The sequence below is a fragment of the Stenotrophomonas sepilia genome (assembly GCF_003244875.1).
Classification (GTDB): Bacteria; Pseudomonadota; Gammaproteobacteria; order Xanthomonadales; family Xanthomonadaceae; genus Stenotrophomonas; species Stenotrophomonas sepilia.
In genome coordinates this window covers 1-25,499 of record NZ_LXXZ01000067.1, presented here as the reverse complement: position 1 = coordinate 25,499, position 25,499 = coordinate 1, and the positions used below count along the sequence as shown (strand labels likewise).

At 64.3% G+C, this 25,499-nt stretch carries 22 protein-coding genes; 6 read left to right on the top strand and 16 right to left on the bottom strand.

Going from position 1 to position 25,499, the window contains the following annotated elements; genetic code table 11:
* Window positions 1-21: 21 nt before the first annotated feature.
* From A7X97_RS14175 to dnaA, 15 genes are all read right to left on the bottom strand, one after another.
* On the bottom strand, window positions 22-1,113 hold the full coding sequence (locus A7X97_RS14175; RefSeq protein ID WP_072168776.1) for a PA0069 family radical SAM protein: 1,092 nt from the start codon (window positions 1,111-1,113) through the stop codon (window positions 22-24).
* A gap of 122 nt (window positions 1,114-1,235) precedes the next feature.
* Window positions 1,236-1,979 (bottom strand): pyridoxine 5'-phosphate synthase, encoded by a 744-nt coding sequence (locus tag A7X97_RS14170; protein ID WP_111008082.1) that lies wholly within the window; start codon window positions 1,977-1,979, stop codon window positions 1,236-1,238.
* A gap of 9 nt (window positions 1,980-1,988) precedes the next feature.
* On the bottom strand, window positions 1,989-2,258 hold the full coding sequence (locus A7X97_RS14165; RefSeq protein WP_049438866.1) for a hypothetical protein: 270 nt from the start codon (window positions 2,256-2,258) through the stop codon (window positions 1,989-1,991).
* A gap of 40 nt (window positions 2,259-2,298) precedes the next feature.
* Window positions 2,299-3,759 (bottom strand): cardiolipin synthase, encoded by a 1,461-nt coding sequence (gene cls, locus A7X97_RS14160; RefSeq protein WP_072168774.1) that lies wholly within the window; start codon window positions 3,757-3,759, stop codon window positions 2,299-2,301.
* Window positions 3,760-3,916: 157 nt separating this feature from the next.
* Window positions 3,917-4,330, bottom strand: coding sequence for an ExbD/TolR family protein (locus A7X97_RS14155; RefSeq protein WP_005411740.1), 414 nt, complete (start codon window positions 4,328-4,330; stop codon window positions 3,917-3,919).
* A gap of 3 nt (window positions 4,331-4,333) precedes the next feature.
* Window positions 4,334-4,759, bottom strand: a complete 426-nt coding sequence (locus A7X97_RS14150; RefSeq protein ID WP_111008081.1) for an ExbD/TolR family protein — start codon at window positions 4,757-4,759, stop codon at window positions 4,334-4,336.
* 61 nt (window positions 4,760-4,820) lie between these two features.
* Complete coding sequence (gene exbB, locus A7X97_RS14145; RefSeq protein ID WP_005411738.1) at window positions 4,821-5,582, bottom strand: TonB-system energizer ExbB; 762 nt, start codon at window positions 5,580-5,582, stop codon at window positions 4,821-4,823.
* 94 nt (window positions 5,583-5,676) lie between these two features.
* A complete protein-coding gene (locus A7X97_RS14140; protein WP_095378857.1) occupies window positions 5,677-6,246 on the bottom strand; it encodes an energy transducer TonB in 570 nt (189 codons plus the stop codon).
* Between the two features lie 143 nt (window positions 6,247-6,389).
* Complete coding sequence (locus tag A7X97_RS14135) at window positions 6,390-7,583, bottom strand: tetratricopeptide repeat protein (protein WP_061480436.1); 1,194 nt, start codon at window positions 7,581-7,583, stop codon at window positions 6,390-6,392.
* A 132-nt stretch (window positions 7,584-7,715) separates the two neighbouring features.
* Window positions 7,716-8,522: a M48 family metallopeptidase gene (locus A7X97_RS14130; RefSeq protein WP_061480435.1), complete on the bottom strand. Its 807-nt coding sequence runs from the start codon at window positions 8,520-8,522 to the stop codon at window positions 7,716-7,718.
* 71 nt (window positions 8,523-8,593) lie between these two features.
* Window positions 8,594-9,442, bottom strand: coding sequence for a CPBP family intramembrane glutamic endopeptidase (locus A7X97_RS14125; RefSeq protein ID WP_049417132.1), 849 nt, complete (start codon window positions 9,440-9,442; stop codon window positions 8,594-8,596).
* Between the two features lie 67 nt (window positions 9,443-9,509).
* Window positions 9,510-11,969, bottom strand: coding sequence for a DNA topoisomerase (ATP-hydrolyzing) subunit B (gene gyrB / locus A7X97_RS14120; protein WP_061480434.1), 2,460 nt, complete (start codon window positions 11,967-11,969; stop codon window positions 9,510-9,512).
* A gap of 112 nt (window positions 11,970-12,081) precedes the next feature.
* On the bottom strand, window positions 12,082-13,176 hold the full coding sequence (gene recF / locus A7X97_RS14115) for a DNA replication/repair protein RecF (RefSeq protein ID WP_072168771.1): 1,095 nt from the start codon (window positions 13,174-13,176) through the stop codon (window positions 12,082-12,084).
* Between the two features lie 990 nt (window positions 13,177-14,166).
* Complete coding sequence (gene dnaN / locus A7X97_RS14110) at window positions 14,167-15,267, bottom strand: DNA polymerase III subunit beta (protein ID WP_005411731.1); 1,101 nt, start codon at window positions 15,265-15,267, stop codon at window positions 14,167-14,169.
* 275 nt (window positions 15,268-15,542) lie between these two features.
* Window positions 15,543-16,874 (bottom strand): chromosomal replication initiator protein DnaA, encoded by a 1,332-nt coding sequence (dnaA, locus tag A7X97_RS14105; RefSeq protein WP_049417185.1) that lies wholly within the window; start codon window positions 16,872-16,874, stop codon window positions 15,543-15,545.
* 256 nt (window positions 16,875-17,130) lie between these two features.
* Here dnaA and rpmH point away from each other — a divergent pair, with 256 nt between their 5' ends.
* From rpmH to A7X97_RS14075, 6 genes are all read left to right on the top strand, one after another.
* Window positions 17,131-17,271: a 50S ribosomal protein L34 gene (rpmH, locus tag A7X97_RS14100; RefSeq protein WP_005411729.1), complete on the top strand. Its 141-nt coding sequence runs from the start codon at window positions 17,131-17,133 to the stop codon at window positions 17,269-17,271.
* 5 nt (window positions 17,272-17,276) lie between these two features.
* A complete protein-coding gene (rnpA, locus tag A7X97_RS14095) occupies window positions 17,277-17,771 on the top strand; it encodes a ribonuclease P protein component (protein ID WP_072168770.1) in 495 nt (164 codons plus the stop codon).
* On the top strand, window positions 17,771-19,486 hold the full coding sequence (yidC, locus tag A7X97_RS14090; RefSeq protein ID WP_072168769.1) for a membrane protein insertase YidC: 1,716 nt from the start codon (window positions 17,771-17,773) through the stop codon (window positions 19,484-19,486). Before rnpA ends, yidC begins: the two co-directional genes overlap by 1 nt.
* Before the next feature lie 115 nt (window positions 19,487-19,601).
* Window positions 19,602-22,271, top strand: a complete 2,670-nt coding sequence (locus A7X97_RS14085; protein ID WP_072168768.1) for a polysaccharide deacetylase family protein — start codon at window positions 19,602-19,604, stop codon at window positions 22,269-22,271.
* 3 nt (window positions 22,272-22,274) lie between these two features.
* On the top strand, window positions 22,275-23,624 hold the full coding sequence (gene mnmE / locus A7X97_RS14080; RefSeq protein ID WP_072168767.1) for a tRNA uridine-5-carboxymethylaminomethyl(34) synthesis GTPase MnmE: 1,350 nt from the start codon (window positions 22,275-22,277) through the stop codon (window positions 23,622-23,624).
* Between the two features lie 104 nt (window positions 23,625-23,728).
* A complete protein-coding gene (locus tag A7X97_RS14075) occupies window positions 23,729-24,316 on the top strand; it encodes a sce7726 family protein (RefSeq protein ID WP_072168766.1) in 588 nt (195 codons plus the stop codon).
* On the opposite strand, the gene A7X97_RS14070 is transcribed toward A7X97_RS14075, so the two are convergent.
* A complete protein-coding gene (locus tag A7X97_RS14070) occupies window positions 24,264-25,346 on the bottom strand; it encodes a beta family protein (protein ID WP_072168765.1) in 1,083 nt (360 codons plus the stop codon). The two genes, A7X97_RS14075 and A7X97_RS14070, sit on opposite strands and share 53 nt — an antisense overlap.
* Window positions 25,347-25,499: the final 153 nt, after the last annotated feature.

Genomic DNA, 25,499 nt, shown 5'->3' with positions numbered 1-25,499 from the left:
AGCCATGCTCGACTGATGGCCTCAGAACAACGACCCCTGCGGCGAATCCTTCTTCGGCGGCAGCGGCTTCTGGAACCGGCTGCAATCCAGCTTCGGCCAATGGCTGTTCTGCGCATTGAATCCCAACCGCTTGCGCGCCAGCTTGAAGCGGTTGTTCAGCAGATCGGCATACACACCCTGGCCGCGCATGCGGGTGCCGAACTGGCTGTCGTAGTCCTTGCCACCACGCAGCTGCTGGATGGTACTCATCACGTGCGCGGCGCGATCGGGATGATGGGTATCGAGCCAGTCGCGGAACAGTGGCGCCACTTCCAGCGGCAGGCGCAGCAGCACGTAGCCTGCGGTACTGGCGCCGGCATCGTGCGCAGCCTCCAGCACCGCTTCAAGTTCGCTGTCGTTGATCCACGGAATCACCGGCGCCAGCATGACTCCCACCGGGATACCCGCGTCATGCAGGCGCTTCATCGCGCGCAACCGTGCATGGGGTGCTGATGCGCGCGGTTCCAGCTTCGCGGAAAGATGCGGGTCCAGCGAGGTCACCGAGAAGTGCACACTGACCAGGTTCTCCGCCGCCAGCGGCGCGAGCAGATCGATGTCGCGCTCGACCAGTGCGTTCTTGGTGATCAGCGAGAAAGGATGCCTGGTTTCCAGCATCACTTCGATCAGCTGGCGGGTCAGCTTGAACTTGCGCTCGATCGGCTGATACGCATCGGTGTTGATGCCCAGCGCGATCGGCTGCGGCACGTAACCGGGTTTCGACAGTTCCTTGCGCAGCAGCTGAGGCGCATTGGTCTTGGCGAACAGCTTGGTCTCGAAGTCCAGCCCCGGCGACAGGTTCAGATAGGCATGGGAAGGGCGCGCGAAGCAGTACGAGCAGCCATGCTCGCAGCCGCGATACGGATTCACCGACTGGCTGAAGCCGACGTCTGGCGAAGTGTTGCGGGTGATGATGCTGCGCGCGGTCTCGGCGCGCACCTCGGTGCGCAGGCGCGGCGCGAGGAACTCCTCGCTCTCATCGACCGCCCAGCCGTCGTCCACCGCCTCGCTGACGGTGCTTTCGAAGCGCCCAGCAAGGTGGGACGTGGAACCTCGGCCCTTGATCGCAATACCCATTGCGGCAGGGTACGTCGCCGCCGTCTCAATGGCTGCGACGGCTGTCTGAAGGGTTCAGGGCAAGTCTGAGCCGAGCGTGGGTTCGGCGCTGTAGAGCCGAGCCTACGCTCGGCTGCAATGCATCAAAGCAGCGCCAAGTACCCGCGCACGGTGGCATCCAGCCCGTCATACAGTGCCTCGCCGATCAGCGCGTGGCCGATCGACACCTCCAGCACGTCCGGCACCTGGGTCAGGAAGTCGCGGAGGTTGTCCTGTGACAGGTCATGGCCGGCATTCACTCCCAGCCCCACTGCATGCGCCCGCCGCGCCGCAGTGGCGAACAGTTCGAGCATTGCCGCAGCGTCGCCCGCCGCATGCGCCTCTGCGTAGGGGCCGGTGTACAGCTCGATGCGGTCGGCACCGACCTCGGCGGCCTGCTCCAGCAACGGGTTGCCCGCATCAACGAACAGGCTGACCCGGCAGCCCATCGCCTTCAGTTCGGCAATCAACGGGCGCAAGCGCTCGGCGTCGCGTTCGAAGTCGAAACCGTGGTCGGAGGTGATCTGGCCATCGCCGTCGGGCACCAGGGTGGCCTGCGCCGGACGGGTCTGTTCGCACAGCGGCAGCAGCCCCGGGTACCCCTCGCGCGGCGGCGCAAATGGATTGCCCTCGATGTTGAATTCCACGCCACGCGCGCGGGTCAACGTGGACAGGGCCAGCACGTCCTCGGCGGTGATGTGGCGGCGGTCCGGCCGCGGATGCACGGTGATGCCATGCGCGCCGGCATCCAGGCAGGCCTGGGCGGCGCGCACCACGTCCGGTTCGGCACCGCCGCGCGAATTGCGCAGGACGGCGATCTTGTTGACGTTGACGCTGAGCTGGGTCATGGAACGGAACTACTTGGAAAGAGGGGACGGATCGTTGTCGTTGGCGTCATCGTTGCGGCGCGCCTGGGCCTGCTCGCGCAGGCGGCGCAGTTCCTCGGCATCGATCAGGGTGGCCGGGTCGCGCTGCAGGTCGCCGAAACGGGCCACGTAACGACCGCGTACCCAGGCCAGCAGGAAGGCGAGCGCAGCCAGCAGGCACAGGGTCATCAACCCTGCGCTTGGGGTCTTCAGCGCGAAGGCAAAGCAGCCCAGCGCCAGCAGCAGGTACAACCAGTACATAGTCGGGCTCCCCGGATGATCGCCGCAGTGTAGCGCTGCGTCAGAGAAGCGGCGAGGCCAGCCGGGCGAAGGCCTCGGGCAGGCGGTGCAGCCACAGCGAGCGCCCGGCCTGGTCATGCACCCGCGTGGCGCGATCGAATTCACCCTGCAGCAGCTCGGCCAGGGCTGCCACGCGGTCCCGGTCGCTGATCATCATCGACAGCTCGAAGTTCAGGCGGAAGCTGCGGTGGTCGAAGTTGGCACTGCCGACAATGCAGACGTCGTCGTCGGCGATGAACGCCTTGGTGTGCAGCATGCGCGGGCCGTACTCGTAGATCTTCACGCCGGCATGCAACAGCTCATCGAAGTACGAGCGCGCGGCCTGGGTGACGAACCACGAATCGCTCATTTTCGGTACCAGCAGGCGCACGTCCAGGCCGCCCAGCGCGGCCGAAGTCAGCGCCATCCGCGCCGCTTCACCCGGCACGAAATAGGGCGTCACCAGCCACACCCGCTCGTGCGCTTCCTGGATGGCGGCGACGTGCAGCCGGTGGATCGTCTCCCAGCCCGAATCCGGGCCGGAGACCAGTACCTGCGCGTTGATCGCGCCATCCCCGCGCAGCGGCATATCGGCCGGCCACAAGCGGGCGATATCCATCCGCGAGGGTTCCTGGCCACTGGCGTAGAGCCAGTCCTCGGCGAACACCAGCTGCAGACTGCGCACCACATGACCGCGAATGCGCATGTGCAGGTCGCGATAGGCGTCGGGCCTGCGGCTTTCGTCTTCCTCGTCGGTGATGTTGATGCCGCCAGTGAAGGCCAGGCGGCCATCGACAATCACCAGCTTGCGGTGCGTGCGCAGGTTCAGCCACGGGCGCTTGAACGGTTTCAGCAGCTGACGTGGGTGGAACCAGATCGCTTCACCGCCAGCCTCGAGCAGGGGCTGCAGGAAACGGCGGGGCAGGGCGGAGGAGCCCACCGCATCCAGCAGCAGGCGCACCTGCACACCGGCACGTGCGCGCTCGACCAGGGCATCGCGCAGGGCGGTGCCTGCGTGATCCGGATTGAAGATGTAGTACTCCAGATGGATGTGATCGTGCGCCTGTGCAACGGCCTCCAGCAAGGCCGCGTAGGTCGCCGCACCGTCCACCAGCCAGGTCACTTCGGTGGCACTGCTTGGGGCCAGTCCGGTCGTGGCCTGGGCCACCTTGGCCAGTTCGGTGCAGTCCGAATCGGGCGGGCAGACATCGCTGTAGTGCTCCATGCCCGAGCGTGCACGGCCACGACGCAGCCGTTGCCGCTTCACCTTCTGCGGGCCCAGCAGGTAGTAGATGAAGAGCCCGAGATAGGGGAGCAGTGCCAACGAAAGGATCCAGCTCAGCGTGGCCACCGGCTCGCGCTTCTGCAGCATGATCCAGCCCGCCAGCGCGAACAGGTACAGCAGGTAAGCCACCGCCATGATCGTGCCGAGGTGGGCGATACCGTCGAGCCAATGGCGCAGGGAATCGAAGAGGGCAAGCATGCGCCGATCATAGCGGGCGCGTGCTCCCTGATGGGGTCAGATCCCTTTTCCTGCCAAAAAGGGATCTGACCCCGACTGCATCCCACAAACAAAAAAACGCCCCTGTCTCCAGGGGCGTCTGCAGTCGCGTCATGACTGTTGTGTTGCGGTGTCGCGTTTACTGCTGCACAAAACCGATCTTCTTCATCTGAGCGTTCTTCGCGGCGGCCAGAACCTTGGCCATCACGTCGTACTCGGAATCCGGGCTGGCGTCGATGCGCAGTTCCGGCTGGTTGGTCGGGTCACGCTGGACCTCCTGCTCCATCCGCTGCTGCAGCTCGCTGGTATTGATCGGGCTGTTGTTCCACGAGACCTGGTTGCTGGCGTCGATCTTCAGTTCGATCGGCGGCGGCGGTTCGACCAGCTGCGGCGGTGGGTTGAGCACGCGCTGCGGCAGGTCCACGGCGATCGGGTACGTCATGATCGGCGCGGTCACGATGAAGATGATCAGCAGAACCAGCATCACGTCCACGAGGGGCGTGACGTTGATGTCTGCCATGGGGCCCTTGCCACCACCACTACTGAATGCCATGGCTTATTGCCCCTTTTCTTTGGTCGCAACGAAGCCGACGTCCAGCATGCCCTGTTCCTGCGCGACCTTGGTCAGGTCGTTGATGACGCGCATCTTGATGGTGCGGTCACCACGCAGGTTCAGCGGCGGCTGCGGGGTCTGCTGTGCGGCGGTCGCCAAGCGGGACTCGAGAGTCTGCTTGTTGATTTCTTCGTCGTTCCAGTAGATCGAGCCGTCTTCCTTGACTGCCAGCGTGATCGGGTTGGGACGCTTTTCAGCATCTTCCGGCTTCTGGATCAGGTTGGCTTCCGGCAGATCCACCTTGACCTTGTGGGACATCAGGGGCGCCGTGATGATGAAGATGATCAGCAGCACCAGCATCACGTCCACGAGGGGCGTAACGTTGATGTCGGCCATGGGGCCGCCGCTGTTACCACTACTGAAAGCCATAACGGGCTCCGTCTAGATCTTGGTGACTACTTACTTCGTCGCTGGGTGACGCGCGCCGCAATTAGCGGACGCGCGAACCGGTGGCGAAGAAGTCGTGCAGGTCGTGCGCGAAGGTATCGAACTTGCTGATGGTCGCGCTGTTGATCTTGCTGAAGAAGTTGAAGGCGAACACGGCCGGGATTGCGACGAACAGACCGATCGCGGTCATGATCAGCGCTTCACCCACCGGGCCGGCAACGGCGTCGATCGAAGCGGAGCCGGTGGCACCGATCTTGATCAGCGCGCCGTAGATGCCCCACACGGTACCCAGCAGACCGACGAACGGAGCGGTCGCGCCGACGGTGGCCAGCAGGGTCATGCCCGACTGCAGCTTGTTGCTTTCGCGGGTGACGGCCTGACGCAGAGCGCGGTCGACGAACTCCGAACGGCTCAGGTTCTCACCGACGCCGCCGGTAGCACCGCCTTCAGCGCGCTGGTGGTGGGCAGCTGCCTGGGCAGCGTCCAGGGCGATCTTCGAGAACGGCTCCGAAGCCGGCTGCTCTTCCATCGCACGGATGGCGTCCTGCGCGTTCGGGGTGTCCCAGAACAGGCTGACGACGCGATCAGCGGCGCTCTTCAGGCGGGTGGCACGGAAGATGTTGATGACGGTCCAGTACCAGGACATGGCCGACATGGCGATCAGGGTCAGCAGCACGACCCAGGAAACCGCGAAATCACCCGGCTTGGTGGTCATTTCGTGGATCAGGTGCTCGAAGCCCATCTGCGACAGGGCGTTGGACGGATTGCCCCCGGCAGCAGCGGCGATGAAAATTTCCTGCAGCATGACGCTTACCTTTGTTGTGTGTGGTGATAAAGGGTGTAGCTAAGCTAAACAATCGAACCGGGAGCGGGGGTGGCCAGGCGGCCACCCGGGCGCATCAGTTCAGCGCAAAGTTGACCGGGACGCGAACGCGACCTGCCGTCTTCTTACCGCCTGCTTCAGCGGCGTTGAAGCGCCACTTGCGAGCCGCTTCCATCGCAGCACGGTCCAGGTCGCGGTTACGGCTGGACTTTTCCACCGTGACATTGGTGACGTTGCCGCTGGCATCGACATCAATGATCAGGATCACTTCGCCCTGGATACCTGCGCGGAAGGCTGCCGGCGGGTAGCGCGGCGGATTCATGGCCTTCGACGAGATGTCCACGCTGGCCTCGATCGAGGTCGGCGGTGCCGGCGGCGCCGGAGGCGACGGCGGGGTGACGATATCGTTCGGACGCGGCTCCGGCACGTCGACAACCGGCGCCTGCGGCGGCGGCGCGTCGACGATGGTCACCATGACGTTGCGCTCCTTCTCCGCGACGGCCTTGGGAGCCACGGCGGGAATCAGGAGCATCATGAAGGCGGCCAGATGCAGGGCAATTACAAACGCGATGCCGACGATGCGAGGCCAGCTCAGCCCCTTGTCATCGGGTTGTTCGTACCGGTGAACGACTAGTTGTTCCGTCATGCGCCAAGAGCTCAATAGTGGGGCCGGAATCCCGGGGGCGGGATCCCTGATCAGCGGTGCATGACACCGCAGGAACCTCCAAGCTTATACCAATCCTGAGCGCCTGCGCATCAACTGAGCAGGCATTCAGGCGTTATTCCTACTTACTTCAGGTTGATGATTTTTTTGGCATCAGCCTGGTTCTTCACGCCCTTCGCCAGCGCCTGCTGGGCGGCCTGCTTGGCCTCGGGGACGCGACCTTCGGCATGCAGGACGCGTGCCAGGTTCAGGTAGGTCTCACCGTCCTTGGAGAGCGGGGCGGCCTTCTGCCACGCATCGATCGCCTGCGGCACCTGGTCGGAGTAGTAGTAGGACTGGGCCAGCGCCAGGTAGACCTGGTAATCCGGCTTCAGGATGCCCTTCTGCAACCCTTCGTTGATGACCGCGATGACGTCCTTTTCCTTGTTCTCGGTGTTGGCATAGATCGAGTACAGCTGCTTGTACTCGCGCTCTTCGGTGAGCTGGCCGCTGCTGCGCAGCTTGTCCATCACCGCGGCGGCCTTCGGCATCTGGTCAGCCTGCATGTACATGTTGGCCAGATTCAGCTGGGCCTTCTTGTCCGACGGGTTCTTGGCCGCCAGCGCTTCTGCGGCCTGCACGGCCTCACCGGTCTGGCCGGCTTCGGAAAGGGCCGCCATCAGCAGCTGGTTCCAGTTGTCCTTCGGCTCGGCAGCGCCCGCGATGGCCTGCTTCAGCACCGGGATCGCTTCCTGGTAGCGCTCTAGCTGGTACAGCGCCTGGCCCTTGGCAATCAGCTCTTCCGGCTTGGTCGACTTGCTCTCGGCGAAGTACTTGTCCAGGGTGGCCAGGCCTTCGGCAGTCTGGTCTTCCTGCAGCTGCAGCTGGCCCAGCATCAGCATCGACTGGAAGTGGCCGTTGTTGTCCAGGCCGTTGAACTGGATGACCTGCTTCAGGTAGGCGATGGCGGCCGGGGTATCGTCGGTCTGGTAGGCGGCCTGCGAGGCCAGCTGCGCGGCCAGCGACTTGTCGTACTCGTTGGAGGCGCTGTCAGCCAGGATCGCGTCAGCCTGCGTGCGCGTCTCCGGGAACTTTTCCTTGTTGTAGCTGTCGATCATTTTCTGCAGCTTGCTGCCCATCTTGGCCGAGGCCTTGACGGTCGGCTCCTGGCGGGTCGCATTCGGGTACAGCGGTTCGGCCTTGGCCTGCTTGCTGCTGCCGCCGCGGCTGCCACGGTCGGAGGAACGCGAGGACTGCGCGAAGGCATCGGTGACCACGGCGCCGGTCAGGGCGGTCGCGACGAGGACGGAAAGCACAGCTTTGTGGTTACGGAAAATCATCGTTCACCTCGATCGAACCGCCGGATAGCGGCAAAGTCGGACTGTCAGAAAAATCTGAGCCGCCAAACGTATCAGAAACAGATGGCGTGAGAAATCGTTTTATGTGCTGCAATACAGCATAGAACTGCGCACTCATCCGCACTTTGGCCGCAGCCCGGCCGCCTGCGCCTGCTGATAGACCGGCGCCAGGCCCGGTGCGTCACGTCGCAGCTCCTGGATCCGGTTGGCCGGATCGGGGTGGGTGGACAGCCATTGCGGGCTTCGACCGCCGCTGGCGGCCATCATGTTCTGCCACAGATCCACCGCCTGGGCCGGGTTGAAACCGGCTTGGGCCATCAGTCGCTGGCCGATCACATCCGCCTCGCTTTCCTGGGTCCGCGAGCCGGGCAACAGGAAGGCCGCCTGCGCGCCCATGCCGCCCAACTGGTTGACCGTACTGGCGGCACCATCGCCATAGGCGGCACCGGCCAGCGCGCCCAGCACGGCCAGGCCGGTCTGCGCGCCCATCTGCCGGGTAATGCGTTCCTCGTGGTGACGCGCGATCACGTGGCCGATCTCATGACCGATCACGGCAGCCAACTGGTCCTGATTCCTGGCAACGGTGAAGATGCCGGTGTTCACGCCCACTTTGCCGCCGGGCAGGGCAAAGGCGTTGGGTTCCTTGTCGACGAATACGGCAGTCTCCCACCGTACGCCACGGTACTGAGGCGGCAGCTGTGCGACCAGCGCATTGACCACGCACTGCACGTAGCCGTTCTGGCGGCCATCGGTGCTGATCTTCTCTTTCTGCTTGGTCTCGGCAAACGCCTGCGCACCGAGCTGGTCAAGCTGTGCCTGCGACACGCCGCCCACCATCTGCCGTCGTCCGGTTGGCGAGGTGGTGGTCGCACAGGCACTGACCACGGTGGTGATGACTAGAGCCAGCAGCAGTTGTTTCATGGGTCCGCCCCCGTGTTCATGTGCGCAGTGTGTAGCGTACCTGCTTAATCTTTCGTCAAGCGGGCACGGCGTTACGTTGACCCCAGGAACACCATTGCGGCGAGCGCGACCGCGTTGTTCAGCGCATGCGCGGCAATCGCCGCCCACAGGGTGCCGGTGCGGCGGTACAGCCAGCAGAAGGCGGCGCCCATGCCACCGTACACCAGCCACAGCTGCGCCATGCCCAGCAGCGAGTTCTTGCTGACACCGGGCACTTCATGGACCAGGGCGAACGCCAGGCTGCTGAGGATCAGGCCCAGCCAGGGGCGGCCGGCCTGCCACAGGCGCCCGAACAGGACGCGGCGGAACAGCAGCTCTTCGTAGGCGGGGGCGAGGACGACCGCAAACAGCACCAGGAACAGCGGGAAGCGAGCGATTGCGCTCTGCATCAGTTCCACGTTGGTGGGCACCGGCTCGATGCCGAACTGCTTGGAAAGGAAGGCGATGCCGTTGCTGCCGAGCACGATCAGCGTGGCCACCAGCAGGGTCCAGCCCCAGGTGGACGGCCGCAGCAACGCCTGTCGCGACGCCATGCGTTCGCCGGCGTTTGCCGGGCGTCGCCAGAAGTACAGCAGCAGCGCGGCGCCACCGGTGGCGATCAGGGCCATCAGGATCTGCGCCAGGGCACCGGGCTGGCCCACTGCCGCGCCGACGGCGTCAGGTGTCAGTCCGCCGCCATTGGCCTCGGCGTTGGCGCGGCTGACCACGATTGCACGGTAGAAGCCCCAGAACAGGCCGGTGACCATGCTCAGGCCGACCAGGGTAACGGCGGCGATGCCCAGGTCGATGAAGAAGCCTGCCAACGGTGCCACGGCGCGCGGTGGGGCAGACACCGGCGGAACCGGGGGCGGGGCGGCGGAGACCGGGGTGGATGCGGACATCAGGTACCTGTGTTCAAGGGACGAAGGCCGGTGCAGCTCCCCGCGCACCGGCCAGGTCCCGATTGTGTCAGATATCCAGGTTGGCGACCTTCAGCGCATTGTCTTCGATGAAGTCGCGACGCGGCTCGACGACATCGCCCATCAGGGTGCTGAAGATCTGGTCGGCAGCGACCGCATCCTCGATGCGCACCTGCAGCAGGCGACGGGTCTCCGGGTTCACCGTGGTATCCCACAACTGCTCCGGATTCATTTCACCCAGACCCTTGAATCGCTGGATCTGGCGGCCGCGCTTGGCCTCCTCGAGCAGCCAGTTCTGCGCCTTCGCGAAGCTGTCGACTTCGATCGACTTGGCGCCGCGGGAAATCGTTGCACCTTCGCGCACCAGGCCGTGCAGCAGCTTGGAGGCCTGGTGGATCGCACGCAGTTCGCCACTCTCGAACGCCGACATCGGCAGCACCTGGATGTGCTCCTCGCCCATGTGGCGACGGGTCACCAGCACGGCGGCCGGGCGCTCGTCGTTGGCCTCCTGCAGTTCCAGGCTGAAACGCGGGCTGCCCAGGCTGCCCTGGTTGAGGCGCTTGGCCAGCGCATCCAGGCCTTCGCCTTCGCCCGCATTGCGCAGGCTGTCCATGTCCATCGGCACGAAATCAACCAGCGCTTCAAGCAGGTTGCGGTCATAACGGTGCGCGTTGCGTTCGATGGAATCGAGCGCGGCGGCGTAGGCCAGCAGCAGCTTCTCCAGCGCCAGGCCTTCGATGCCGGGCTCGCCGGTGGCCGGCACCAGTGAAGCGTTTTCCACTGCGCTGCTGGCCAGGTAGCTGTCCAGCGCCGGGTCATCCTTCAGGTACAGCTCCTGCTTGCCCTGCTTGATCTTGTACAGCGGCGGCAGGCCGATGTAGACGTAACCGCGCTCGATCAGCTCCGGCATCTGACGGTAGAAGAACGTCAGCAGCAGGGTGCGGATGTGGGCGCCGTCGACGTCGGCGTCGGTCATGATGATGATCTTGTGGTAACGCAGCTTGTCCGGGTTGTACTCGTCGCGGCCGATGCCGGTACCCAGTGCGGTGATCAGCGTACCGACCTGGTCGGAGGACAGCATGCGGTCGAAGCGCGCGCGTTCCACGTTGAGAATCTTGCCGCGCAGCGGCAGCACCGCCTGGTTCTTGCGGTTGCGGCCCTGCTTGGCCGAGCCACCTGCCGAGTCACCCTCGACGATGAACAGTTCGGACAGCGCCGGGTCCTTTTCCTGGCAGTCGGCCAGCTTGCCCGGCAGGCCGGCGATGTCCAGCGCGCCCTTGCGGCGGGTCAGGTCGCGGGCCTTGCGCGCAGCTTCACGCGCACGCGCGGCATCGACGATCTTGCCGGCGATCGCCTTGGCTTCGTTCGGGTTTTCCTGCAGGAACTCTTCCAGGCGCGCACCGAAGGCGTTTTCCACCGCCGGACGCACGTCGGAGCTGACCAGCTTCTCCTTGGTCTGGCTGGAGAAGCTCGGGTCCGGCACCTTCACCGACAGCACCGCGATCATGCCTTCGCGCATGTCGTCGCCGGTCAGGTTGATCTTGGCCTGCTTGGCGATGCCGTTCTGCTCGATGTAGTTGTTGAGCACGCGGGTCAACGCACCGCGGAAACCGGCGAGGTGAGTACCGCCGTCCTTCTGCGGGATGTTGTTGGTGAAGCAGTACATCGTCTCCTGGTAGGAGTCGGTCCACTGCAGCGCCACCTCCACGACGATGCCGTTGTGCTCGCCGGTGACGGAGATGACATTCGGGTGCAGCGGGGTCTTCAGCTGGGCCAGATGCTCCACGAAGCTGCGGATGCCGCCTTCGTAGTGGAAGTCATCGCGACGGCCGTCGCCGCGCTCGTCGGCAAGGACGATCTTGACGCCGGAGTTCAGGAACGACAACTCGCGCAGACGGCGGGCCAGGATGTCGTAGTGGAATTCCACGTTGTCGTGGAAGGCGACGGTGGACGGCCAGAAGCGCACGGTGGTGCCGCGCTTGGTGGTGGCTTCCAGCTTGGCGAGCGGGGTCACGGCTGCGCCGTTGCTGAATTCCTGCTGGTAGTGGGAGCCGTTCTGGAACACGTCCACCAGCAGCTTCTGCGACAGCGCGTTGACCACGCTGACGCCGACGCCGTGCAGGCCGCCGGAAACCTTGTAGCTGTTGTCGTCGAACTTGCCGCCTGCGTGCAGGACGGTCATCACCACTTCGGCGGCGGAGACCTCGCGACCGAGCTTGGCGCTCATCTGCTCGTGCTTGCCGGTGGGGATGCCGCGACCGTTATCGGACACCGAGACCGAGCCGTCAGCGTGGATCGTCACCGCGACATGGTCGGCGTGGCCGGCCAGCGCTTCGTCGATCGAGTTGTCGACAACCTCGAACACCATGTGGTGCAGACCGGTGCCGTCATGCACGTCACCGATGTACATGCCGGGTCGCTTGCGGACAGCCTCCAGGCCTTCCAGGGCGGTAATGCTGTTGGCGTCGTAATTGCCGTTGTTTGCCGGGGTGTTCTGTTCGTCGCTCATTGCGCTTGCCGTAGGCTCCGCAGGTCGGACACCGCTTGGGGCGATGTGCCGAGAATGAAAGGATTCCAACCCGAATTATACCAGCCGGGGTCGAGTGGCCCTGATGTGCCCACTATGGCACAGCCACGATCTGTGCATGTTCCACGTGGAACCGGGCGATCTGGGTCAGGCCCTGCAGGGCCACCGGAGGTTCAGTAGCAGTGACGAAGATCTGCGCCGGGCCGGTGAGCAGACGCTCCAATACCCGCGCCTGGTGGGTACGATCCAGTTCGGAGGCCAGATCGTCCAGTGCGATCACCGGCCATTCGCCGCGCTGTTCTGCATAGTCCTCAGCCTGCGCCATCAGGCACGCCAATGCGGTGAGCTTGGCCTGACCGCGTGACAGTGCATCGCGACCAGGAATGCTGTGGAAATCCACGCTCCAGTCCGCCCGGTGCGGCCCAACCGAGGTGTAGCCGGCCTGGCGGTCACGATCCCGGGCCAGAAGCAGAGCATCTGCCAGGGGAAGCTCATGCCGACGCCAGCCCGGACTGAGTTGCAGTGCCTGGATACCGAGTTGCGGTGCCAAACTGGCCGCCAGCGCCACGGCACGCTGCTGCAGCCGCTCAAGGTAGTGCTGGCGACGACTGGTAAGGGGCTCTCCGGCCTCAGCCAACTCGTGATCCCAGGTGTCCAGCATCCGCGACGGGCCGCCCTGCTTGAGCAGGGCGTTGCGCTGCTTCAGCGCCCTTGAATAGCGGCGCCACAAGGACAGGAAATCAGGTTCCACGTGGAACAAGCCCCAATCCAGGAAGCGACGGCGGGGCTCGCCACCGCCGCTGACCAGCGCATGGCTGCCGGGCTCGAACGTCACCACCGCCAGCGCTGCGCAGAGGTTGCCGAGCTGAGCCACGTCTTCACCGTCCAATCGCCCCTTCCAGTCCTGGCCACTGTGGCGCAGGCCGGCCTTTCGGCGATGCGGCGCGTGATCGGCACGCTGCTCGTCCCATTCCACGAAGATCTCCAGCGCCTCCTGGCCCTGGCGTACCAGTCCATCGCGGACCCGGCCGCGGAAGCTGCGGCCATAGGCCATCAGATGCAGGGCCTCCAGCACGCTGGTCTTGCCGGCACCGTTGTCGCCAGTGAGCAGGTTCAGCCCCGGCTGGGGCAAGAGATCCACCGCACTGAAGCGACGCAGTTGGTGCAAGGCGAGGCGGCGGATAAGCATGGGGCGCGAACGACCATCCGCTCGAGGCGGTAGAGGGACAGGGAATCCATCAGCTTACTGCATCGGTCAAGCCGGACGTGCTGCACCCGCATCGACGCGGAGCAGAAGCTCCCGCGCACCAACTGATCGCGGGTTCCACGTGGCGCCGGTTCACCGGCATGCCCGTTTCCAGCTCCGAACGCAGCTGAAATTCCTTCAATTCTGCACAGGGTTGCGGGGCGTGGCCCGCCAGATTTCAACGATTTCAGGACCACTGCCGCAGGTGTTTGATGAGCGCTTGCCCGGCCGGGTGAGCGGGCGGGGGCCCGGATTCCTCCAAATCTGAGATCCGATGCCCTGGGAGGTTCCACAGATTTCAAAGAATCCGGCCCATTCGTTTCACGCTGTCCACAGCGGGTCGGTATGACTTATACACAAGGTATGGGCAATCTGTGGATAAAAAAGCCCTTTTGCTTGGGTCTGGAAACTATCCACAGGTTCCCCCCCAGCCTGAGGCGCCTCTATACAGGGGGTTTCACCCGCATAAATTCCTTTTAAATCATGTAGATAACACATTTCTCCACGAAATCTGGCTCTACCATCACCACCATGCTTTAGATTTATACCCAGATTTAGAAGCTAGGCTTGGCTCGATCTGCCCCGAATGAGTCCTGTGGACAGAGAGGATTTCAGAAACAGCGAGCACTGTCGCCGCAGCGTGGATGCGCTTCGGCATCCGACCAGGCCAGGCCCATAGCAACCGCGTTGAGACTCCAGGTACCGGCCCCGATCAAACTTGATTCGGAAGCAGTCCCTGGCATCGACTCAACGTCCCGTCGGTAGTTGGGCCTGGGCAGCAAAGCGCACGCAACCGGGTCCATCAAGGAAGATGCGTTCCGTCCGAAATACACGCTGGAAAGGGTCGGCCCGATGATCCACGTGGAACGTGCAAAAAAAAACGCCCGGGAGCTTCCCGGGCGTCGTTATGTTCCACGTGGAACCGGGCTGATGTCAGAGACGCAGCGGCATGACCACGTGGCGCGACTTCTCGCTGCTTGACTCACGCACCAGCGCCGAGGAGTTGGAGTCGCGCAGCTGGATGATGACTTCCTCATCGCGCAGGGCGGAGAGGGCATCCAGCAGGTAGTTCACGTTGAAGCCGATGGCGAGATCGCTGACCGTGGTATCGGCTTCGATCTCTTCCTGGGCTTCCTCCTGCTCCGGGTTGTGCGCGCTGATCTTCAGGTTGCCCGGCGACACTTCCACGCGGATGCCGCGGTACTTCTCGTTGGACAGGATCGCAGCGCGCTGCAGCGAGGCGCGCAGCGCTTCACGATCAACCTTCACTTCACGGTCGGCACCGATCGGAATCACCGCTTCGTAATCCGGGAAGCGGCCGTCGATCAGCTTGGAGGTGAAGGTGACATCGTCGCGCTTGACGCGGACGTGGCTGCGGCCGACTTCCAGCTCGATCTCGCGATCACCGCTTTCCAGCAGGCGCTGCAGCTCGGTCACGCCCTTGCGCGGCACGATGATCTGGCGCTTGGAACCGCTAGGCTTGGCCAGGTCGGTTTCACACAGCGCCAGGCGGTGTCCGTCGGTGGCAACGGTACGTAGGGCGTCACCGCGCAGATCGAACAGCAGGCCATTGAGGTAATAGCGCACGTCCTGCTGCGCCATCGCGAACGCGGTGCGCTCGATGAGCTCCTTCAGGGTCGCTTCGCCGATGGCCACTCGCTCAGTGGCTTCCACTTCGTCAACCGACGGGAAGTCATTGGAGGGCAGGGTTGCCAAGGTGAAGCGGCTACGACCGGCCTGCACGGTGATCTTGTCTCCGGTCTGCGAGACGGTGATCCGGCTGCCATCGGGCAGGGCGCGGATGATCTCGAACAGCTTGCGGGCGGGAATGGTGGTTTCACCGTCCTGGGCATCTTCAACCGCGATCCGCGACACCATCTCCACTTCCAGGTCGGTACCGGTCAGCGACAGCTGGCCGTTCTGCACCTGGACCAGGAAATTGGCCAGAACCGGAAGGGTCTGGCGGCGTTCGACCACGTTGACGACCTGTGCCAACGGCTTGAGAAAGGCTTCGCGCTGCAGTGTGAAACGCATGTGGTTCCGTGCCCCTATGCTTTAAAAAATGTGGAATAAATCAAAAGCTTGGTGGTGCTGGTAGAGACAGAATCGCTGGAAAACAATGCTAAGTCTTTGTAAATAAAGGAGTTTCAGACATCGAAACCCTCTGTATTACCGACCCCCAAGGGGTGGGGAAAGCTGTGGATAAATTCGACGGGATTTCAGACGCCATTTTTATCCACAACGTGTCCCGCGCTTGCTACCGGATTCTGCACCGTTTTGTGCGATGACGCCTCATCGGCATCCGTGCATCATTCGCTCAGCTTCCGGATCAGCTTGTCCCAGTCTTCGCGGAGCTTGCCGTCGGTTTCCATCAGGGTCCGGATCTGGCGGCAGGCATGCAGCACCGTGGTGTGATCGCGACCGGCAAAGGCGTCGCCGATCTCGGGCAGGCTGTGCTCGGTCAGTTCCTTGGTCAGGGCCATGGCGACCTGACGGGGGCGAGCGAGCGAGCGGGTCCGACGCTTCGACAGCAGATCCTTGATCTGCAGGCCGTAGTAGTCGGCAACGGTTTTCTGGATGTTGGGAATGCTGATCGCCTGTTGCTGGGCGCGCAGCAGGTCGCGCAGGGTTTCCTGGGCGAATTCGGTGGTGATCGCGCGGCCGGTGAAGTTGGCGCGGGCGGTCAGGGTATTGAGCGCGCCCTCGAGGTCGCGCACGTTGGAGCGCATCTTCTTGGCGATCAGGAACGCAACATCATCGGGAATCTCGGCACCGCGTTCGCGCGCCTTGGCCAGCACGATCGCGGCGCGGGTCTCAAAGTCCGGCGGTTCGATCGCGACCGACAGGCCCCAGGCAAGCCGCGACTTCAGGCGCGCTTCCAGGCCTTCGACCTCGCGCGGATAGCGGTCGCAGGTCAGGATGATCTGCTGCTTGCCATCGAACAACGCGTTGAAGGTGTGGAAGAACTCTTCCTGCGTGCGGTCCTTGCCGGCGAAGAACTGGATGTCATCGATCAACAGCGCGTCCACCTGCTGGAACTGGCGCTTGAACTGATCCATGGTCTTTTCCTGCAGGGCCCGGATCATGGCGCTGAAGAACTGTTCCGAACGCAGGTACAGCACCTTCGCGCCTGGATTGGCCTGGCGCATCGCGTTGCCGGCGGCGAACATCAGGTGGGTCTTGCCCAGGCCGGTGCCTCCGTACAGCAGCAGCGGGTTGTGGGCCCGGTCGCCCGGCTTCTGCGCTGCCTGGAAGGCAGCGGCCAGGCCCAGCTGGTTGCTGCGCCCTTCGACGAAGTTGGCGAAGGTGTAGTGATTGTCCAGATTGCCGGCAAACGGCACCTGCGGTTCGCTGGACACAGGCGCCGACGACGTGGAAACCGGCGCGTTCTGCGCCTCCACGGGGCGCGGGCGCGAGCCGATTTCAAGAAAAACGTCGCTGAAACCGGCGAAGTGAGCCAGCAGTTCGCGGATCCGGGCCAGGTACAGCTCGCGGACCTGGTCGACGATGAAGGCATTCGGTGCATACAGCACCAGGCTGTCCACGCGCAGATCGGCCTGCAGCGGCTTCAACCAGGTATGAACGTCTTCCGGCGGGAACTCCGCTTCGAGGCGCTCGAGACTACGGGACCAGGCATCCATCAGCAATAATCGTCCGGTGGCCGGGGCATGGACGCGACAAGGCGCCCAAACACAGGCCGGAAAGGGGGGGAAATGGATGGCTCAGACTACCACCGAGCGCCCGCCTTCGGAATGCTTGTCCCCTACTTATTCACAAAAACATCCACAGCTATTGCACAGCCCGGTGAATTCGCGTAGTCCCCAGGGGTTGACGTGAGGGGGGAGACCTCTCTAGAATTTCCGGTTCTTTCCGTCCCATTCATACGAGAGGCCCCCAATGGCCACGAAGCGCACCTACCAGCCCAGCAACCTCAAGCGTAAGCGCGACCACGGCTTCCGTGCCCGTATGAAGACCGCTGACGGCCGCAAGATCCTGTCGCGTCGCCGCGCCAAGGGCCGCAAAGTCCTGAGCGCCTGATTGCCATGCCGCACCCTGCGGCAGACGCAATCCCTTCGACAGTGAATACTGCAGACCCGCGCAAGCGATTCCCTCGCTCTGCGCGGGTTCGCACGCGTGCCGAATACTCAACGGTCTTCAACGGCGCCCGCCGTGTGTCCGATCCGCTGATGACCCTGCACTGGCTGCCGGCTGACCGGCCGGCCAGGCTGGGTCTGGCGGTTTCCCGCAAGGTCGATCCGAACGCCGTTGGGCGTAACCGGATCAAGCGCGTCCTGCGCGACATCCTGCGTCAGACACGTACCGATATCCAGCCAGGCGACTTCGTCGTCGTGGCCCGTAGTGCTGCGCGTTCCGCCAGCAACGACGAGATCCGCCAGGCCTTCCTGCGCCTGCTGCGTCGCCTGCGTGCATTGCCCGCGCCGGGCGTGGACGGCACAATGCCGCCGCCTGATGGCATCGCAACTCCTTCTTTGACCGAGCCGGCATCGCGTCCCGGCCCCGCCGAGCCTGTCCGCTGATGAACCAGACCCGCGTATTCCTCATTTTTGCCTGGCTGATGGTGGCCGTGCTGCTGTGGATGGAGTGGAGCCGTGAAAAGGCTGCTCCGACCCCGCCACCGACGACCACGTCGGCCCCGGCTGCCGCACAGAGTGTTCCGGGCGCTGCCTCGGGCAGCATTCCCAGTGCACAGGTCCCGGGCGCCCCGGGCCAGGCCGCTGTGCAGGCGCAGGCCAGTGCCACCCCGGCCAGCCAGCGCGTGACCGTCACCACCGACGTGCTGCGCCTGGTGCTTGATGGTGGCCGCGTGCTCGACGCCGAGCTGCTGCAGTTCCCGCAGACCAAGGACGAAGGCAGCCCGCCGGTTCGCCTGCTGACCGAAGACCCCGCGCATCCGTACAGCGCGATCAGTGGCTGGGCCAGCGAAGACAAGAACACCCCGGTTCCCGGCGCCGACGGCTTCAAGCTGGTCGGTGACACCAAGGACTTCGTGCTGGCCAAGGGCCAGAACGAGCTGCAGATCCCGTTCGTGTGGACCGCCGACAACGGCGTGACCATCAAGCGCACCCTGACCGTCTCGCGCAACGAGTATGCCGTGCGCTTCAAGGACGAAGTCAGCAATGCCGGCGCCGCGCCGTGGAACGGCTACGTCTACCGCACCCTGGACCGCACCCCGACCATCCTGTCGCGGAGCATGACCAACCCGGACTCCTTCAGCTTCAACGGTGCCACTTGGTACGACAACGACAAGAAGTACCAGCGTCGTGCGTTCAAGGACTACCTGGAAGACGGCACGCTCAACCAGAACATCACCGGCGGCTGGCTGGCGATGCTGCAGCACCACTTCTTCACCGCCTGGATCCCGCAGAAGGACCAGACCGCACACTACGTACTGTCGCAGGTGGCCGGTCGTGACCTGATCGAAGCGCGTGGCCCGGCCTTCACCGTGGCCCCGGGCCAGTCCACCAGCACCGAAGCCCGCCTGTGGGTCGGCCCGAAGCTGGTCAACCTGATTGCCAAGGAAGACGTGCCGGGCCTGGACCGCGTGGTCGACTACAGCCGCTTCTCGATGATGGCGGTGATCGGCCAGGGCCTGTTCTGGGTGCTGAACCAGGTGCACAAGCTGGTCGGCAACTGGGGCTGGGCGATCGTCGGCCTGGTGGTGCTGCTGAAGCTGGTGCTGTACCCGCTGTCGGCGACCCAGTACAAGAGCGGTGCCAAGATGCGTCGCTTCCAGCCGCGCATCGCGCAGCTGAAGGAACGCTATGGCGATGACCGCCAGAAGTTCCAGACCGCGATGATGGAGCTGTACAAGAAGGAAAAGATCAATCCGATGGGCGGCTGCCTGCCGATCCTCATCCAGATGCCGATCTTCTTCGCTCTGTACTGGGTGCTGGTGGAATCGGTCGAACTGCGCCAGGCGCCCTGGTTCGGCTGGATCCAGGACCTCACTGCACGCGACCCGTACTTCATCCTGCCGGTGATCAACGTGGCGGTGATGTGGTTCACCCAGAAGCTGACCCCGGCACCGGGCATGGACCCGATGCAGCAGAAGATGATGCAGTTCATGCCGCTGGTGTTCGGCGTCATGATGGCCTTCATGCCGTCCGGCCTGGTCCTGTACTGGGTGGTCAACGGCGGCCTGGGCCTGCTGCAGCAGTGGTGGATGACCAAGCGCCATGGCGGCGAGCCGGTCCCGGCCACCACCGCTCCGGCCCCGGTCAAGAAGAAGTAATCGGCAGAGCCGGCCACTGGCCGGCCGACCCCAGTAGAAGCCCGCCGCAAGGCGGGCTTTTCGCATGCGGCGTTAGAATCGCCTGCATACCGTTCCTCCCATCTTCGAGTCCGCCATGCGTGCGTCGTCGTTCCGCCTGTTCCTGCCCTCGCTGCTGTTGACCCTGGCCGTAGCGGGCTGTGGCGACAAGGACGCGAAGGTGCCGGCGAGCACGGTCACCCAGCCCAGCGCGCAGGCCGCCGCCGCTGCCGATCCGGCCGCCGCGCCGTTGATGGCCGCGCTGCAGAAGCAACTCGATGGCTACCGCCGGATCATCGTGCTGCTGGCCGACGAGGAGCAGCAGTCGACCGCCGACCGCGGCACCTCCACGCGTGTGGGCCAGCAGCTGTTCCATGATGGCCTGGAACAGCGCACGACCATCGCCGCGCTGTTCGACACCCTGCTGCGCGATTCCAGCCCGCAGCGCTTTGCCACCCTCGGCACGGTGCTGGACTACATCGAGTCTGCGCCCGAACTGTTCGACGCCGATCGCCTGGCCTTCCGTGAAGTGCTGCGTGACCTGCATGAGCGGGTCGGCACCGATTCCTCGCTCCCGGCGGTGAAGCTGCACCAGCGCATCGGTGAGGATCTGGAAGCGCTCGATGAGATCGAGCGCAACTACAACCAGGAACTGACCCGCATCTTCAGCCGCTTCGAGCGCACCCGCGCCATCGAACTGAAGCGCGAGAAGTGGGACGACTACATCGCCCACCTGCACAAGGACTACAGCCGTGAAGCGATCCTGCGCGACTACGGGGTGATCGAGCCGTATCCGATGTCGATGAAGGACAGCGACCGTGAGATCTTCGGCCGCGACCTGCCGGCCAAGACGGTGGTGCTGACCTTCGACGATGGCCCGCACAAGGCCTACACCGATGAAGTGGTGGCCATCCTCAAGCGCTACGACGTGCCGGGCGTGTTCTTCGAGGTGGGCCGCAACCTGGGCAAGGTCGAGGCCGATGGCAAGGTCAGCCTCGGCCCGATGGCGAAGATCAGCCGCAACCTGATGGAAGAAGGCTATGCGGTGGGCAACCACAGCCTGACCCACGCCCAGCTGTCGCGCACCACCGGCGACGCCCTGCGCCAGCAGGTGCTGGACACCGACACGCTGCTGAAGGATGTCGACAGCAAGCGCGCGCCGCTGTTCCGCTTCCCGTATGGTGCGCGCAATGCCGAAGGCCTGCAGCTGCTCAACGAGGCCGGGCTGAAGTCGATCATGTGGAACATCGACTCGATGGACTGGGCCGACCCGGTGCCAGAGTCGATCGTGCAGCGCGTGCTGGACCAGGTGAACAAGGAACAGCGCGGCATCATCCTGTTCCACGATATCCACGATCGTGCAGTGAAGGCACTGCCGCAGATCCTCGACCGGCTGATCGCCGATGGCTACCAGTTCGCCGGCTGGAACGGCCGCGACTTCACTGTCGCCCGTGTGCGCAAGGGCGATACCGGTGCCGCGACCGTCACCACCGGCTACGAGAAGTCGTGGGCGATCGTGGTCGGCATCGACAACTACGCCAAATGGCCGAAGCTGGAATACGCCAGCCATGACGCGCAGGCGGTGGCCGATACCCTCACCGGGCAGTTCGGCTTCCCGTCCTCGCAGGTGATCGTGCTGAAGAACGAGCAGGCCACCCGCAACAACATCCTGGCCGCGTTCCACGACCGCCTGGCCGATGACCGCACCGGGAAGAACGACCGCGTGTTCGTATTCTTCGCTGGCCATGGCGCGACCCGCCAGCTCGCCTCCGGGCGCGACCTCGGCTACATCATCCCGGTCGATTCGGATCCGAAGGAATTCGCCACCGACGCGATTGCGATGACCGACATCCAGAACATTGCAGAAAGCATGCAGGCCAAGCATGTGATGTTCGTGATGGATGCCTGCTACAGCGGCCTGGGCCTGACCCGTGGCGGCCCGTCGTCGTCGTCGTTCCTGCGCGAGAACGCGCGTCGCAGCGCGCGGCAGATGCTGACCGCCGGTGGTGCCGACCAGCAGGTGGCCGATGCCGGCCCGAATGGCCACTCGGTATTCACCTGGGTGCTGCTGCAGGCGCTGGCTGGCAAGGGCGATCTCAACGGCGATGGCCTGATCACCGGTACCGAGCTGGCCGCCTACGTGGCGCCGGCCGTCTCAGCCGTTTCGCACCAGACCCCGGCCTTCGGCAGCCTGCCGGGTTCGCAGGGCGGCGAGTTCGTGTTCCAGGTGCCGGACAGCCAGGAATTCCTCAATGCCGATACGCGCCAGCTGACCGCCGATGCGATCGCGCTGAACAACAAGGTGGATGCCGCCAGCGAGGCCAAGGGCAGCCAGGCACCGGTGACGGTGGCTGACCTGCAGGGCGGCAAGGCCAAGCTGGTAGTGCCCTCCGCCGGCCCGGCGTCCGACCGCCAGCGCGCGCAGCAGGCCAACGACCGCGGCCTGCAGCTGTACCGCGAGAAGCAGTACGACGAAGCGGTAGCCCAGTTCACCGAGGCACTGAAGCTGCGTCCGGACTTCGCCCAGGCCGCCAACAACCTCGGCTTCGTCTACTACCGCCAGCAGCGCTACGTCGAAGCGGCGCGCTGGCTGGAGAACACGCTGAAGATCGATCCGTCGCGTGCGGTGGCCTATCTCAACCTGGGCGATGCCTACTTCAACGCCGGCGACAAGGCCAAGGCGAAGCGGGCCTACACGACCTACCTGGCGCTGCAGCCGCAGGGCAGTGGTGCCGCGCAGGCACGCGCGCAGCTGGAGAAACTCTGAACCATGAACGACACGATCCGCACCGACACCATCGTGGCCATTGCCAGCGCTCCGGGCGCTGGCGGTGTCGGCCTGCTGCGCCTGTCCGGTCCGCGCGCCGCGGCCATCGCCAACGCGTTGGGTGCGCCTGAACTGCGCCCGCGCCATGCGCACTACGCACGCCTGCGCGACGCCGATGGCGAGGTCATCGACGATGGCATCGTGCTGTGGTTCCCGGCACCGAACAGCTTCACCGGCGAAGAGGTGGTGGAACTGCAGGGCCACGGCAGTCCGGTCCTGCTGCAGCAACTGGTCGCGCGCTGCATCGCGCTCGGTGCGCGCCAGGCGCGGCCGGGCGAGTTCAGCGAACGCGCGTTCCTCAACGGCAAGCTCGACCTGGCCCAGGCCGAGGCCATCGCCGACCTGATCGCGGCCGGCGACAACCGCGCCGCACGCGCCGCGCGACGTTCGCTGGATGGTGTGTTCTCGCGGCGCATCGACGCCGTGATCGAGCAACTGGTGCTGCTGCGCATCCACGTGGAAGCGGCCATCGACTTCGCCGACGAACCGCTGGATACCCTCGGTGGCGCGCAGGTGCGGCGTGGCCTGGAACAGGCGCGCAGTGATCTCGCCCTGCTGCGCCGCGACGCCGAACGTGGCCGCCGCCTGCGCGATGGCCTGCATGCCGTGCTGATCGGTCCGCCGAATGCCGGCAAGAGCTCACTGCTGAACGCCCTGGCCGGCAGCGAACGCGCCATCGTTACCGACATCGCCGGCACCACCCGCGACACGCTGCGCGAGACCATCCGCCTGGATGGCCTGGAGCTGACCCTGGTCGACACCGCCGGCCTGCGCGACGGCGGCGATGCCATCGAACGCGAAGGCATGCGCCGCGCGCACGTGGAAATCGAGCGCACCGACCTGGCGCTGATCGTGCTGGATGCGCGCGATCCGGCGGCCGGGCAGGCGGCGCTGGGTGATGCCGTGGCAGCGGTGCCGCACAAGATCTACATCCACAACAAGTCGGACCTGCTCGGTGTGCTGCCGGCGCTGGACGACCCGGACCGCGTGTTCGTTTCGGCAGCCACCGGCGCCGGGCTGGACGACCTGCATGCGCGCCTGCGTTCGATTGCCTCGGGCGGGGCAGGGGAGCAGGTGGACGGCGAGTTCTCCGCGCGCACGCGCCATGTGCATGCCATCGAGCGAGCGCAGGAACACGCGCAGCGCGCCGATGGCGAGCTGGCGAATGAGCACCTGGAACTGGCCGCCGAGGAACTGCGGCTGGCCCATGACGCACTGGGCGAGATCACCGGGCAGATGAGTGCCGATGATCTGCTGGGAAGGATCTTCTCCAGTTTCTGCATCGGCAAGTAACACGGGGTCACATCCCCGAAGACGCTCTGATCGTCTAGCTTGCCCATGACTGGCGGCAATGGGTTTCAAACCTGTGCGCGACACCTCCTTGATATCATCCCGCCATGAACCCGATTACCGACAGTGACGTGCGATCAGCTCTGCTGGGCAAGGTCATTGCTGAGCATGTCGCAAATCCAAACACGCTTGTGGTGGAGGAAATGGGGCTTGCGCGCGGCGCCTGCCGTGTCGATGTATGTGTCATCAATGGCCACCTGCACGGCTACGAGATCAAGAGTGATGTCGACACGCTGCGGAGACTCCCGTTGCAGCAGCAGTTCTACTCCGATGTCCTCGACAAGGCGACGATCGTGGTGGGTCAGCGCCACCTGGACCATGCATTGGAGACGTTGCCTGCTTGGTGGGGGATCAGGCTGGCATCACGTGGAGCGCGCAACGCAGTGAGGCTAGAACTAGTGCGGCCTGCAAAACTCAATCCATCAGTGAGCGCGACGGCCGTCGCAGCACTGCTCTGGCGCGATGAAATTTCTGCTCTGATCGGCAGGCGGACGCCGGAAAGATCAGCGCTGCGCGGCAACCGCGCAGCGCTATGTGAACGTCTGTCGGAGCTCTACAGTCTTGCGGAAATCCGTGCGCTGGTCAGGGAACAGTTGAAGCGCCGGTCAGACTGGCGAGGTCGCGAACAACCTTAGTCATATGGTGGTTGGTCGCCACCGTTGGCCAGGTCGAGCTTCCCCCGGTACTGGTGACACTGTTTGCGCAGTCTTCGATGTACGCATCGCCCCAGCTGTAGCCGCGCCCCATGAAGACCACCGGCAGATCGGAGACCAGGTGCCTGCACAGATCACGGTACTGGTCGCGGCCATTGCGCTTGATCTGGGTACCCACAACAATCCGCCACTGATCATCGATCGTGTACTTGATCTTGGCGTTGGGGTCGAACAGGCGCGGATCCATCAGTTCCGTCTGCGGGGAAGCGCAGCCATAGTCACCAAACCACGGCATCCGTCCAGAATGCATGCCGGCTAGCCGCGTGTACGCGCGCCATTCCCGGCGATTCACATCGCCATGTGGGCGATAGCTCGAAGAGGGGCTCAGACTGGCAGGAAAACTGCCTCCTACGATGGTGATTGATCTCCAGTCGGCCAGATCCGGAACCGCCGCAATCCATGCCTGCCAAGTCGATGCCTGCAGCGTGGGTGAGTCGGCGACGTCGGCCGAGCTGTCGAGGATCAGATCCACCTGACCAGATACCACTCCCAACAGTCTCAGCAGCCCGGAGATCCGAGCAAGGCGTCCTCCTTCAAGATCATCCGGTACGAGCCGCAATCCGCAGCCACGATCATCGCGTGCGACAATGCGTGCCACCGCCTGTTGGTAATCGACGTGCCGGTCAATGCCGGTAACGGGAATGGCCTGGCATCCCGCGGTGCGAATGAGGTCGAAGATCCGCTCCAGATGATGCTGGCCGTCCGCCATGGTGTCGTCCCCAGCAAGATAGGGCGAATCAAACAGGCAGCGGCGCGACTTCCAGTTACTGCTCAGACGTCTGCCCACATTCTTCAGGTGGTCATCGAGTGACTTGGCCGGCGCATCGTTCTCGAAGTCCCACTGCTCGATAGGGATCTCGAACAGAGGATAGATCCCATCCTTGATTCCTTCGTTGGTACGACCCACCGCGAGATACTCACCCTGTCGCCATTTGAGGATCGGCATGTACATCGGTTGTTCCATGATCTGCCCCTGACAACCCGCTTTTGGTCATTCGAGGCTAGTCGCGGGCCTTACAGCGCTTCAATCAGAATTGTTTGAAGAGTGGCGGCGGTCAGATCGGAGCCCCTGCCGGCATCCGCTCCCCCCCCCTTCCCCCACCTG

Bases quoted from the DNA above. Each gene is read 5' to 3' on its own strand.
- A7X97_RS14175 (WP_072168776.1), bottom strand. From the start codon at position 1,113: ATGGGTATTGCGATCAAGGGCCGAGGTTCCACGTCCCACCTTGCTGGG.
- A7X97_RS14170 (WP_111008082.1), bottom strand. From the start codon at position 1,979: ATGACCCAGCTCAGCGTCAACGTCAACAAGATCGCCGTCCTGCGCAAT.
- A7X97_RS14165 (WP_049438866.1), bottom strand. From the start codon at position 2,258: ATGTACTGGTTGTACCTGCTGCTGGCGCTGGGCTGCTTTGCCTTCGCG.
- cls (WP_072168774.1), bottom strand. From the start codon at position 3,759: ATGCTTGCCCTCTTCGATTCCCTGCGCCATTGGCTCGACGGTATCGCC.
- A7X97_RS14155 (WP_005411740.1), bottom strand. From the start codon at position 4,330: ATGGCATTCAGTAGTGGTGGTGGCAAGGGCCCCATGGCAGACATCAAC.
- A7X97_RS14150 (WP_111008081.1), bottom strand. From the start codon at position 4,759: ATGGCTTTCAGTAGTGGTAACAGCGGCGGCCCCATGGCCGACATCAAC.
- exbB (WP_005411738.1), bottom strand. From the start codon at position 5,582: ATGCTGCAGGAAATTTTCATCGCCGCTGCTGCCGGGGGCAATCCGTCC.
- A7X97_RS14140 (WP_095378857.1), bottom strand. From the start codon at position 6,246: ATGACGGAACAACTAGTCGTTCACCGGTACGAACAACCCGATGACAAG.
- A7X97_RS14135 (WP_061480436.1), bottom strand. From the start codon at position 7,583: ATGATTTTCCGTAACCACAAAGCTGTGCTTTCCGTCCTCGTCGCGACC.
- A7X97_RS14130 (WP_061480435.1), bottom strand. From the start codon at position 8,522: ATGAAACAACTGCTGCTGGCTCTAGTCATCACCACCGTGGTCAGTGCC.
- A7X97_RS14125 (WP_049417132.1), bottom strand. From the start codon at position 9,442: ATGTCCGCATCCACCCCGGTCTCCGCCGCCCCGCCCCCGGTTCCGCCG.
- gyrB (WP_061480434.1), bottom strand. From the start codon at position 11,969: ATGAGCGACGAACAGAACACCCCGGCAAACAACGGCAATTACGACGCC.
- recF (WP_072168771.1), bottom strand. From the start codon at position 13,176: ATGCTTATCCGCCGCCTCGCCTTGCACCAACTGCGTCGCTTCAGTGCG.
- dnaN (WP_005411731.1), bottom strand. From the start codon at position 15,267: ATGCGTTTCACACTGCAGCGCGAAGCCTTTCTCAAGCCGTTGGCACAG.
- dnaA (WP_049417185.1), bottom strand. From the start codon at position 16,874: ATGGATGCCTGGTCCCGTAGTCTCGAGCGCCTCGAAGCGGAGTTCCCG.
- rpmH (WP_005411729.1), top strand. From the start codon at position 17,131: ATGGCCACGAAGCGCACCTACCAGCCCAGCAACCTCAAGCGTAAGCGC.
- rnpA (WP_072168770.1), top strand. From the start codon at position 17,277: ATGCCGCACCCTGCGGCAGACGCAATCCCTTCGACAGTGAATACTGCA.
- yidC (WP_072168769.1), top strand. From the start codon at position 17,771: ATGAACCAGACCCGCGTATTCCTCATTTTTGCCTGGCTGATGGTGGCC.
- A7X97_RS14085 (WP_072168768.1), top strand. From the start codon at position 19,602: ATGCGTGCGTCGTCGTTCCGCCTGTTCCTGCCCTCGCTGCTGTTGACC.
- mnmE (WP_072168767.1), top strand. From the start codon at position 22,275: ATGAACGACACGATCCGCACCGACACCATCGTGGCCATTGCCAGCGCT.
- A7X97_RS14075 (WP_072168766.1), top strand. From the start codon at position 23,729: ATGAACCCGATTACCGACAGTGACGTGCGATCAGCTCTGCTGGGCAAG.
- A7X97_RS14070 (WP_072168765.1), bottom strand. From the start codon at position 25,346: ATGTACATGCCGATCCTCAAATGGCGACAGGGTGAGTATCTCGCGGTG.